We start from the raw sequence: 11,416 nt of genomic DNA on the forward strand, positions 1-11,416 counted from the left end.
AAATAATAGCTAAGCTACAGGATAATTCTGGAAAAAATTGGGACTGCCATTGTAACAAATTAAAAGTTAACCGTGAAAGTATGGTACGGTGCTTCATAACTGTAAATGAGCTGGTAACCCAGGCTTTCGCAGATTTGTTTGGAGATGGTAAGCCCAAGTCCACTGCCCTCGGAATGTGATGATTTATGGAAGCGTGTAAAGATATTTTCAGGATTGAGGGCAATGTTTTCCCCTGTGTTTTTAATGGTTAGGCTTTCGGCTGTGAGATTGATGATGATCTCTCCGCCTTCAATATTGTGCCTAACGGCATTAATGATCAGGTTATTGAGTAAAATATCAATCAAATAAGCCCCAGCCTCCACCTCCTTTTCGCCGAGGATTGAAGTGACGGTTATTTCTTTATCGCTAAAAATATCCTCCAGTTGATACAATAATTCTTCTATCAGTTCATTCAAATCCAGGTGCTGGCGGTCGTTTAATAGTTTGTTTTCTATTTTAACCAGTAATAATAACGATTGGTTGAGCCTGCTCAACCGCGATACTGCACTGTAAAGGTCGTTAAGTAGTTTACTTTGATGTTCGCTGAAGTTTTCTGTCTGGATTAAAGTGTCCAATTTAGAATTGATAACAGCGATAGGGGTAAGCAGTTCATGCGAGGCGTTCTCGGTAAATGTTTTAAGATCTTTGTAGTCTTTTTTTACCCTTTCGGCCATTGCAGTTACTTCGGCCTGCAACTCATTAAATTCGTCGATAGACGAGTTAGGTGAGAGCATTTCCCGGTTATCGGTAACGTTGAATAGCTTTAGTTCGCTAAGTATGCTATAAAAAGGTTGCCAAAGCCTACCCAGGATAAGGCGGTTGGTGATCACCAACACCAGTAATAATAATAGAATAACACCAATGGTGATAGCGAAGATGATCTGGATCAGATCTTCAGTCTCCACTTTCGATTCAACTATCAGGATCTTATAGTACCTGCCGCCAACGCTTACCGAACTAACCAGGCCCCTGCCGGATTCCGGTTCATCTTTTTCGCGATAATAGGTAGTGTTGAAAAACTCACGTTTAACGGAGTTCGGTTCGGCCGAAACAAAAGTGATCTGCTGATCTTTTGATTCAAAAACCTGGGGCAAGTGATGATTGAGCTTCACATAATCAAAAACCTCCTGCTCTTCAACCTCAAGCGATTTGTCCTTTTGGTTGGTAAGAATAAGGCTGATAGCCTGGTAATAAATAGCGCCTGTTATCAGCATGATAACAATGGTGGCTATTAAGTTTACCCGGTTATACCTTTCGGAAAGTTTCATTATTATTGATCGGCGAATTTGTAGCCCATACCATAGGCTGCATAAATATAGTCCTTACCGCCGGCTTCCATTATTTTTTTTCGGATGTTTTTGATGTGCGAATAAATAAAGTCGAAATTATTGGCCAGGTCGATGCCATCGCCCCATAAATGCTCGGCAATGGCGTTTTTGGAGATTACTTTGCCTTTATTAGATATGAAATAGATAAGCAGGGCAAACTCCTTACGGGTAAATTTTACAGGTATTCCGTTTACAGCTACGGTTTTAGCCATCAGATCGATGCTGAGCTCGTTAAAGTTAAGCACGTTGCTGCCATTAAACATTTTACGCCTGATGATGGCCGACACCCTTGCCTTAAGTTCGGAAAGGTGAAAGGGTTTTACTAAATAGTCGTCGGCACCCAGGTCAAGGCCCTGAAGGCGGTCATCTAATGAGTTTTTGGCCGAGATGATGAGTACACCATCCGTATAATTATTGTTTTTAAGTACTTTCAATAAATCTATACCATTGCCGCCGGGCAAGGTAATATCCAGCAGGATGCAATCGTATCTGTACAGTTCAACCTTGGCAAGGGCAGCAGTATAGCTGGCCGCAGTTTCGCAGATATTGCCGGCTTCGGTAAAGTATTCTTCAATACTTTCGCGCAGGCCTTCTTCATCTTCAATGATCAGTAATTTCAAATCTTTTTTGAGTAAAGGTATATGGTGAATTTGTACGGATTTTGGATTTTTTGGTTAGTGGTTAGCTTCACGAAATTATGCTCACAGATTTTATACAGAATACGTAAGCAAATTTGCCTTTAGCTTGTTGCAAGTTAAATACAAAATCTGATCATTATGTGGTGGATCTACGCTTTACTTTCGGCACTGTTTGCGGCGCTTACCGCAATTTTTGCCAAAATAGGTATTAAAGGGGTTGATACGGATTTGGCGACAGCCATTCGTACAGTGGTTATCCTGATACTGGCCTGGGGCATAGCGCTTTTTAAAGGCGGGCATGCTGGTATTGGCAGCCTCACTAAAACCAACTGGACATTTTTAATCTTGTCGGGCTGCGCTACAGGGCTTTCATGGATTTGTTATTTCCGGGCACTGCAACTGGGCAAGGTAAGCCAGGTTGCCCCGGTTGATAAACTGAGTGTGGCTTTAGCCATCGCGCTCTCTGTTATCTTCCTGGGCGAACCTTTAACCTTGAAAAACGCCATAGGCGCTTTGCTTATTATAGGGGGCACAATTGTATTAATTTTCTAATTTTTTTGTAACGGGCTCATATACAATGTAACAAGCATGTATACATAGCAAAATCATATTGTAACAAATACACTTCAATACCACATAATTCAGATTTAATCCAATCTTTCTTATAAAATTTGTGGTTCAAATACCCACATCATATAATGAAGTCTGTTTTTTTGATATTATTTTCTTTTGTTTTTATAACCGCCTTACACGCCCAAACAGCCCCCGGAGCTAAGGGGAAAATCACAGGTAAAGTAACCGATGCTACCACGAAACAACCGGTAGATTATGCTACCGTTTCTGTATTTAAACAAGGTGCCGCTTCGCCGTTTAATGGTATCAGTACCGATCCTAAAGGAAATTTTTCTATTAACAATATCCCTGCCGGGGAGTATAAAATAACCGCCGAATTTTTAGGCTATCAAAAAGCAATTATCGAGCATGTGATAGTTAAAGATGGCGCTGTGTCATTGGGCGAGATCAAACTGGCTCCCACCGCTAATGAATTAAAGGGAGTAACTATAACCGCCAAAGTGCCAACCGTTGAAAACCGGATTGATAAAATGGTTTATAACCCTCAAAACGATTTAAGTGCACAAGGCGGAGTTGCTATCGACGTTTTGAAGAAGGTTCCGCAAATTACCGTTGATATTGATGGCAATGTGGAATTGCAGGGAAATGCCAATATCCGCTTCCTGATCAACGGAAAACCATCAAGCATTTTTGGCGCCAGCCTTGCTGATGCTTTGGCCAGTATTCCTGCCAGCCAGATCAAAAGTATTGAGGTTATTACCAGTCCGGGCGCAAAGTATGATGCAGCCGGTACAGGAGGTATCGTAAACATTATTTTGAAGGATAGTAAAGTGCAGGGTGTTAATGGTAGCGTCAATCTATCGGCAGGTACCCGCCGTGAAAATGGCTCTTTTAACCTGAATGCCCGTAAAGGCAATTTTGGGGTGAACGCATTTTTTAGCGGCAATGCCCAGATCAATACCAATGCGCCAAATACCCGTAACCGTGTATCAACCGATGATCAGGGAAATCAAACTACCCTTTTTCAACAGGGTAGCAATAACTTCAGGCGGAACGGTTATGAATCGGGCATTAATTTTTCATGGGATATTACCCCTAAGGATCAGCTTACTGCCGGGGTTGGTTTTAACCACTTTGGCAACCATGGTAACGGTATCACCAACCAGGATCAAAGCGAGGTTGATGCAGCCGGTAACCCGGTATCTGATATAAGGAGCATCCGTAACTCAAGCAGTAAATTCAACGGTACCTCAACCGACGTAAATTTGAACTATAAAAAGACCTTCGCCAAAGAAGGGCAGGAGCTTGATGTATTATATTCATCAAGTTTTGGCAGTAACTCATTCAGCTCATTCCAGCGCCAGGATTATGAATCGGGTATAACTTCATCAGGTATCTCTAACAATAACCCGGGCAAAGATAGGGAAACCGACATTTCTGTTGATTATACACAACCTGTAAGCAAAAACTTTACACTTGAAACTGGCGGTAAACTTGTATTTAACCATATCAATAATAATGTAATAACCGATACCCTTTTTGGTGGTAACGCGTTTGTGCCTAACCCTAATCAAACGTATGGTTTTACTTATGACCGTAAGGTGTATGCCTACTATGTTTCGGCCTCAGCATCGGTATTTAACAAGTTTTTAGATATAAAGGCCGGTTTGCGCGACGAGTATACTACCACCAAAGCCGATTTTCAGGGCGTAAGCATTCCGTCATATAATATCCTTGCGCCGTCACTGGTGTTTTCGCACAAGTTTGGTGATGGCAGCGAATCACTTAAATTAAGCTATACCCGCCGCATCCAGCGTCCGGATTATGGCGATTTGAACCCTTTCCTGAATATCAGCGATCCGCACAACATCAACACAGGTAACCCCAATTTAAGGCCCGAAAAAGGCGATAACTTCGAGTTAGGCTACAACAAATCATATGACAAAGGTGCTAATATCAATATAGCCGCTTTCTATCGTCGCAACACCGATGATATCCAGCAGTTCACTACATTTTACTCTACGTTTGATGCAAATGGCACCACTTATACCGATGTTTCGTTAACCCAGCGTTATAATATTGGTTCGGAAGAGCGTATCGGCATCAACCTTTATGGTTCGATACCGGTAACCAGTAAACTGAGCCTGCGTACTAACATGATTTTCAGCGACAGGCGCAGTACCAACCCTGGTTTTGCCAATGTAAGCGCTTTTGCTTATCGCCTTAATCTTAACGCACAATATAGCTTTGGCCATGACCTGAGTGCTGAGTTTTTTGGTAACTATAACTCATCGCAAAAAGGTATCCAGGGAACGAATCCAAAATTTGTGTTCTACAACTTTGCTATGCGCAAAATGTTCTGGAATAAAAAGGCAAGCATTGGTCTTACTGCTACCAATCCATTCGCGAAATATGTTAGCCAAAGCTCATCAACATTTGGCAGCAATTTTTACCAAACTAACGTAAGGTTGGTACCGGTACAATCGTTCGGTATAAGCCTGAGCTATAAGTTTGGTAAACTTGAGTTTAAGAAAGACAGGGAGAAAGATAAAAACAATGACCAGGATAATGGCGGCGGAGATAATGGCCCTCAATCCGAAAAAGGAAAATAACACCTCACCCAATCCTCTCCAAAGGAGAGGGCTTTAAAACAAAAAAGCGATGACACTCATCGCTTTTTTTGTTTTATACCGTTTATTATAAAGCCCTCTCCTTTGGAGAGGATTGGGTGAGGTTTACCCGTTCTTGATCAAAATACTTTCAATGATCAGCGTAGTATCTTCACAGCTGTCTGTAGCTGTTTCCATAGCTGCAAAAACATCAGTGTATTTAATTAACTCAATAGGATCTTTTTCGTTGTTAAGCAGATCGGCAAAAGCTTTATTATGAACTGAATCGGCCTGGGCTTCCAGTTTTTTTATGTTGCTGCAAAGCTCAAAGATGATAGCAGACTTGCTAAGATCATTCATTGCGTTTACTGCTTTTTCAAGCTCGGTACTGGTTTGCAGGATCAGCGCGGCCAGCTCTATCATTGGCTGTGTAATAACAGGTACGTTATACAGGTTTATCCTGCGGGCAGCCATGGTGATCCTGTCGGCCACATCATCAATTGCCGATGCCAGATCGCACATATCCTTGCGGTTAAACGGTGATATCAGCATGCGGCCCGATTCTGAAAACACCCTGTGCGTTATCTCGTAGCTTTTAAATTTCAGCTTATCGATATGGGCAAAATTGAATTTTTGCTCATATGAAGTTGGGGAATTTACGGCTTCATCTAACAGTCTGGCCATTTCGGTAACATTAGCTACAGCTGTGTTGAATAAATCGTAAAAAAGCTGGTTAGAATTCGGAAATATCGATTTTGAGTTAGTGCTCTTCATTGATCTGTTTTATCAGTCGTGAATTTACAGTAGTTATATTAAGCGGGTTTTAAAATATGTCACTATAAATTATTCAGCATGTAAAAGTAACCATTAATACAATGCTAATTGTTAAGTTAATGTTAAGAATGGTTAAGCCAATGTAATAAAGTAGTCATAATATCGATGTAAATAGCTGATTTAAAGTAAAAAGAAACCCATTGGTAGTACGAAGAAAATTGTGTAACATTTAAGTTTAATTAAAACAAATCCCGGCGCTTGCTACTTGTGATTATATTAGTTAATCCGATTATGAAAGCCGGGGATAAACATTTTAAATGCGTAAACAGCAAAACCGGTTACGCTATTTATTACCATTCGCTGGGCCGGGAGCTCAGCAATGAAGAAGTAAAGGCTGAATTAGAAAAAATACGTGCACGCGTAGCTATTCAAAACGGTATTTATCTTGAAACACTTTACTGGGAGGAAATGAAACAGGACGCCGAGCTGACGCAATAGCAGTAAGGTTATAGGTTTGAAATATAACTGGTTTTAAATAAGTACTTTATTTGGAAATAAATACCTACATTTAATTACTCTTATATAACCAGTTTAAACCTATCATTATTCCTTGTTATGAAAAAAATAATATTACTGCTGTTAGCGGCATTGTGCTTTTCTGTGCCTGTTTTATCGCAAAATAGCCAACGGTTATCACCTGTTATCTCTTTGGATACAGCCGTATCGCGCCTGCAAACTTTGTCTGCAGATAAAGCAATTGAAAAACCTTACCTGCATTTTGACAAACCTTATTATAACGCCGGCGATACGCTTTATTTTAAAGCTTATGTTACCCTTGGCGAACAGCATGAGTTATCAAAATTAAGCGGTATACTACATGTTGATCTTATCAGCCCCACCGGTTCTCTCTTGAAATCCATTTCGCTACAACTGGCTAATGGTTTAGCGGTAGGTGATTTTAGCCTCCCCAATACATTGCCCGGGGGGAGCTATCGTATAAGGGCGTACACCAAATGGATGCTGAATAACGGCCAGGTGAATTTTTTTGATAGGCGGATAAACATTAATAACGGGCCGCCTGCAGGAAATAAAGCGGGGATCGCAAAAGCCGGGGTCGAATTCTTTCCGGAAGGTGGACGTTTTGTGAGCAGCATACCGGCCAAATTGGCCTTTAAGGCCGTCGGAACAAATGGATTGGGCGTTAATGTTAAAGGTGTTGTGGTTGATAATACCAATGCGGAAGTAACTAAATTTGAATCGACTCACCTTGGTATGGGACTTATATTTATTACTCCTGAAGCCGGTAAAACATATAAGGCCAATTTAACTTATGCCGATGGCACTAAAGCTACAGTTGATTTGCCCAAAGCTGATAACGAGGGGATCTCGTTAATGGTTAACAATGATAGTGCTGATAAGCTCGGTATTGAAATAAATGCCAATAAAGCTTATTACCTTAAAAATAAGAACAAAGAGATAGGGGTAATCATATATTCGGCTGGTGATGTCAGGTCGGTAAAGGCGGTTCTTGATAACCAGGTGCTTGATTTAAATCTCAATAAAAAAGATTTTAAAACAGGAGTGGTACAGGTAACACTTTTTTCGGCACAAGGTGAACTGCTTAATGAGCGACTGGCCTTTATCCAGAATCCCGATTTACTAACAATTGCTCCAACCTGCGATAAGACTTTATATTCGGAAAGAGGAAAAGTGCATATTTCCATTAATACAAAAAATAAAAACGGAGAAGCGGTTAAAAGTTATCTATCGGCAACAGTAGTGGATGCTGGTAAAGTACCCAGCGCTGAAGATGACGAAAATACGATATTATCGAACCTCTTATTAACCTCTGATCTAAAAGGAAAAATTGAGCAGCCCAATTACTACTTTGTTAATGTTAACAACGATACCCGGGCCAACCTGGATATCCTGATGCTTACCCGAAACTTTAGCAGATTTGAATGGAAGCAACTACTGAGCAATGAAAAACCGGCCAAAGTGTACAGTGCCGAAAATGGGTTTGATATATCCGGGCAGGTAAAAACAACAACGGGAAAGCCGGTTGATGGCGGTATAGTTACATTAATGCCCCGGGCTGGTGGAGCTTTACTGTCCCAAAACACCGATCATGAAGGGAACTTTGCTTTTAGGAACATGGTATATAGTGACGAAACCACTTTTGTGATACAAGCTAAAACAGCTACAGGGGGAAATAATACTCATATATCCGTTTATCTGGAGCCAACGTTAGCAAACATTAATACTGAAGATATCATTAGTCCGGTGAAAGATTCAAATATTACAAGAAATGATCAAACAATGCAACAACCTGTTTATTTAGCTGATGCAAATAAGAGAGGGTTTAATGCTGTTATAAATAGTGATAAAAGAGCTGGTGAACGGCAACATACTACAGAAACATTGGACGACAAAAACGTGCGGGATCAGAGTTTGTTGACTACCGGCTTGGAAGGACGCTTACCTGGAGTTATACTGAGGGATGGGGTGCCTTTTTTGGCAGATAAAGCAAATGCTGTTATGCAAACCGGACCAATGCTTATCATTGCTGATGATACCGCCATGCCTGCAGGAACGAGTGTTAATAATTACAATCCAGTTGATGTTGAAAGCATAACAGTGTTAAAAAATAGTGATGCTGCCATATATGGCATAAGGGGAGCAAACGGTGTATTGATAATAAAAATGAGAAAGTCAGCATCTTCAGGAATGGTAAAGGACATTGCTTTGCCAGGTTTGTTGTATTATACAGCACAGGGATTTTATAAGGCACGTACATTTTATTCGCCTGTTTATGAAGGCTCGCAACAAACAGCTAACAAGCCCGATGCCCGAAGCACGATATACTGGAACCCTGATATGGTGACAGATAAAGATGGCAATGCTTCGTTTGATTTTTTTAATGCAGATGGTAAAGGTACTTACCGTTTGGTGATAGAAGGTATTGATGAAGCGGGTAATATAGGGCGTAGTGTATTAACCTACAAGGTACAATGATGGCGGTAAATAAAAAACCCTGCCATGGTAGGCAGGGTAAAAAAACCACAACAATTGTTTAACCTTTGGGCTATGAATCCCTCCGGTCTATTCCTAACTGCAATATGATCTTTCAATTAATTAAACAATATAAAATTCAAATAGTTTAAACACCACATGTTTATTTTCAGTGTTTTATGTGTTGAAATCACCTCTTACAGGTATTTGAATGAATAGTTGCTTTTAAACCAAATTTCAATCTATATTTATACTTAAATAATTATGAGAAATCTTATGAAAAAATCATTTCAGCTAAAGGCGGCATTCCTGTTCGCTTTTGCCTTATTGTTATCAACAGTAACTTTTGCTCAAAACAAACCAGCCAGCCCGCGCGATAGCGTAAGCGGTAAAGCTGCAGGTTCAACCATTACTATTAACTACGGAAGCCCTTCGGTAAAAGGCCGTAAAATTTGGGGCGGACTTGAAGCTTATGGTAAAGTTTGGCGTGCAGGTGCTAACGAAGCTACTACGTTTACAACAACAAAAGATATTAAAGTTGAAGGTAAATCATTGGCTGCAGGCACATACGGCTTTTTCCTGATTCCTAACGAAAACGGTACCTGGACAGTTATTTTTAACAAGGTTGCTAAACAATGGGGCGCATTTAAATATGATGAATCAAAAGATGCCCTGCGGGTAGATGTTAAAACCAAAGCAGCGCCAATGCACGAAAGATTAGTTTATACCGTGGATGCAAAAAGCTTTTGCATGTTCTGGGATAAAATCGTAGTACCGGTTTCTGTAAAGTAAAAGATATTCAGTAACCTTGTTTTTCACAATTTTAAAGGCCTCTGGAAACAGGGGCCTTTTGCATGAAAAAGGTTATTGCATGTAACAACGCAGCTATTTTTAAGCTGCCGGTAAAGCACTATATTTACCCAATACAATGCGTAGCCGAACCAATAAAAAGCCCGTACTAAAAAGGATCATCATTATATTATCGCTGGCATTAGCTATCTTTTTGCTGATGCTCTTTGCAGATCATCCTGCCGCCGTTGAACGTTACTATGCCAATGGTTTTTACATTGTTGTCTGCCGGATTTTTCATTCCGTTTTAAATGTATTTCCGTTTAGCGTTGGCGATATCGTATATATAGCCGTAGTGCTTTATTTGATTTATGCCGTGATCAGGCTGATAGTCTTGCTGTTTAAAAAGCAGTTTCAAACAGCAGGCAGGCTTTTTTTAGGACTAATTATAGGCGTACAGGCCGGTATTGTGGCTTTTTATCTTTTATGGGGGATGAATTATTTCAGGCTGCCTGCTTCCGAGCGATTTGGACTCCGTGATACCGCTTTTACCACTGCCGATCTTAAAGCCGTAACCCGGACGCTGATAGACAGCGCCAACATAACCCGTTCTCGGTTAACACCTGCAGATTGGGCCCAGAGCAATACGCATATTTATAACACCGCCCGTCACGCTATTTACACCATCAGTAAAGATTCGGCTAATTTCAGGGCATATAATCCGGATATAAAACCGTCAATACTTACGCCTTTATTAAACTATATCGGCACATCGGGGTATTATAATCCTTTTACTTCTGAAGCGCAGGTAAACTACCAGATGCCCGTTTTTACCAGGCCATTTGTGGTTTGCCATGAAATGTCGCATCAGATGGGGTATGGGGCAGAGGATGAGGCCGATTTTGCCGGTTTTATTATCGCTGTAAAGTCGCATGACAGGATGTTGCGCTATTCGGCCTATCATCTTGCCGTTCAGGAATTTATGCACTCGCTGGGCGTGCGGGATACAGCTGCTCACAAGGAGCTTAAAGCTTTGATCAGCAAAGAAGTACGCAGCGACTATATTGCCGAACGAAATTACTGGCTTGCCTATGAAAATAAGCTGGGTGCCATAAGCAGCATTTTTTACGACAATTTCCTGAAGGCTAATAATCAACCGCAAGGATTAGAAACCTATAACAGAATGGTGCTACTGGCAATGGCGTGGTACCGAGATCAGTGGGCGTCATCAGATCATTCTGCTTCGCGTCATTAAGTCATTTGCTTTTCGTCATTTGCTTCGCGTCATTAGGTCATTTGCTTTGCATTATTCTATTTTATGTCATTGGGCGGTTTGCTACATGGCAATTTTTGCCAATTAGCAAAATGACTGAATGACCTAATGACGCGAAGCAAATGACAAACAAAGAAATGACCGAAGCAGACAAAAAAAATGCGTTCCGTATCTCACCCCGGAACGCACACAATATCACGTCTCAAATGATATTGAATCAACTAAATCTCAGATATCATATTAAATGCGTACCCAAGCTCTTATATTCGGATACCGGAACAGAAACCGGTACAGAAAATTCAATAACAAACAACTATACCGTTTTAGCAGTATAGTAATAATTACTCTCCAGAAAGCCGATTGTAAATATTTGAATGAAAA

9 protein-coding genes are annotated in these 11,416 nt (G+C 40.7%); 6 read left to right on the top strand and 3 right to left on the bottom strand.

The window, feature by feature from the left end; translation table 11 throughout:
* Positions 1-59: 59 nt before the first annotated feature.
* Together EAH55_RS09495 and EAH55_RS09500 are read right to left on the bottom strand one after the other, a co-directional pair.
* The gene (locus EAH55_RS09495; protein ID WP_121809411.1) at positions 60-1,307 is read right to left on the bottom strand and encodes a sensor histidine kinase; all 1,248 of its coding nucleotides are present in this window, start codon (positions 1,305-1,307) and stop codon (positions 60-62) included.
* Positions 1,308-1,309: 2 nt separating this feature from the next.
* Positions 1,310-1,987, bottom strand: a complete 678-nt coding sequence (locus EAH55_RS09500) for a response regulator transcription factor (RefSeq protein WP_121809412.1) — start codon at positions 1,985-1,987, stop codon at positions 1,310-1,312.
* A gap of 156 nt (positions 1,988-2,143) precedes the next feature.
* Here EAH55_RS09500 and EAH55_RS09505 point away from each other — a divergent pair, with 156 nt between their 5' ends.
* Both EAH55_RS09505 and EAH55_RS09510 read left to right on the top strand, forming a co-directional pair.
* The gene (locus EAH55_RS09505) at positions 2,144-2,557 is read left to right on the top strand and encodes an EamA family transporter (RefSeq protein WP_112567950.1); all 414 of its coding nucleotides are present in this window, start codon (positions 2,144-2,146) and stop codon (positions 2,555-2,557) included.
* 146 nt (positions 2,558-2,703) lie between these two features.
* Entirely contained in the window at positions 2,704-5,190 is a 2,487-nt protein-coding gene (locus EAH55_RS09510; protein WP_121809413.1) for a TonB-dependent receptor domain-containing protein, read from the top strand.
* A 123-nt stretch (positions 5,191-5,313) separates the two neighbouring features.
* Here EAH55_RS09510 and EAH55_RS09515 read toward each other — a convergent pair whose 3' ends face one another.
* Positions 5,314-5,961 (bottom strand): DUF47 domain-containing protein, encoded by a 648-nt coding sequence (locus EAH55_RS09515; protein WP_121809414.1) that lies wholly within the window; start codon positions 5,959-5,961, stop codon positions 5,314-5,316.
* Positions 5,962-6,252: 291 nt separating this feature from the next.
* Here EAH55_RS09515 and EAH55_RS09520 point away from each other — a divergent pair, with 291 nt between their 5' ends.
* The 4 genes from EAH55_RS09520 to EAH55_RS09535 all read left to right on the top strand — a co-directional run bounded on the left by EAH55_RS09520 (position 6,253) and on the right by EAH55_RS09535 (position 11,017).
* The gene (locus EAH55_RS09520) at positions 6,253-6,459 is read left to right on the top strand and encodes a hypothetical protein (protein WP_112567956.1); all 207 of its coding nucleotides are present in this window, start codon (positions 6,253-6,255) and stop codon (positions 6,457-6,459) included.
* Between the two features lie 117 nt (positions 6,460-6,576).
* Positions 6,577-8,976, top strand: coding sequence for a TonB-dependent receptor plug domain-containing protein (locus tag EAH55_RS09525; RefSeq protein WP_121809415.1), 2,400 nt, complete (start codon positions 6,577-6,579; stop codon positions 8,974-8,976).
* Between the two features lie 273 nt (positions 8,977-9,249).
* Positions 9,250-9,765 carry a DUF2911 domain-containing protein gene (locus EAH55_RS09530; RefSeq protein ID WP_112567960.1) on the top strand — a complete coding sequence of 172 codons (516 nt, stop codon included), beginning with the start codon at positions 9,250-9,252 and terminating at the stop codon, positions 9,763-9,765.
* Positions 9,766-9,901: 136 nt separating this feature from the next.
* Positions 9,902-11,017, top strand: coding sequence for a DUF3810 domain-containing protein (locus tag EAH55_RS09535; RefSeq protein WP_121809416.1), 1,116 nt, complete (start codon positions 9,902-9,904; stop codon positions 11,015-11,017).
* Positions 11,018-11,416 lie beyond the last annotated feature (399 nt).

Source organism: Mucilaginibacter kameinonensis, assembly GCF_003675385.1.
In the GTDB taxonomy this organism is placed as follows: Bacteria; Bacteroidota; Bacteroidia; order Sphingobacteriales; family Sphingobacteriaceae; genus Mucilaginibacter; species Mucilaginibacter kameinonensis.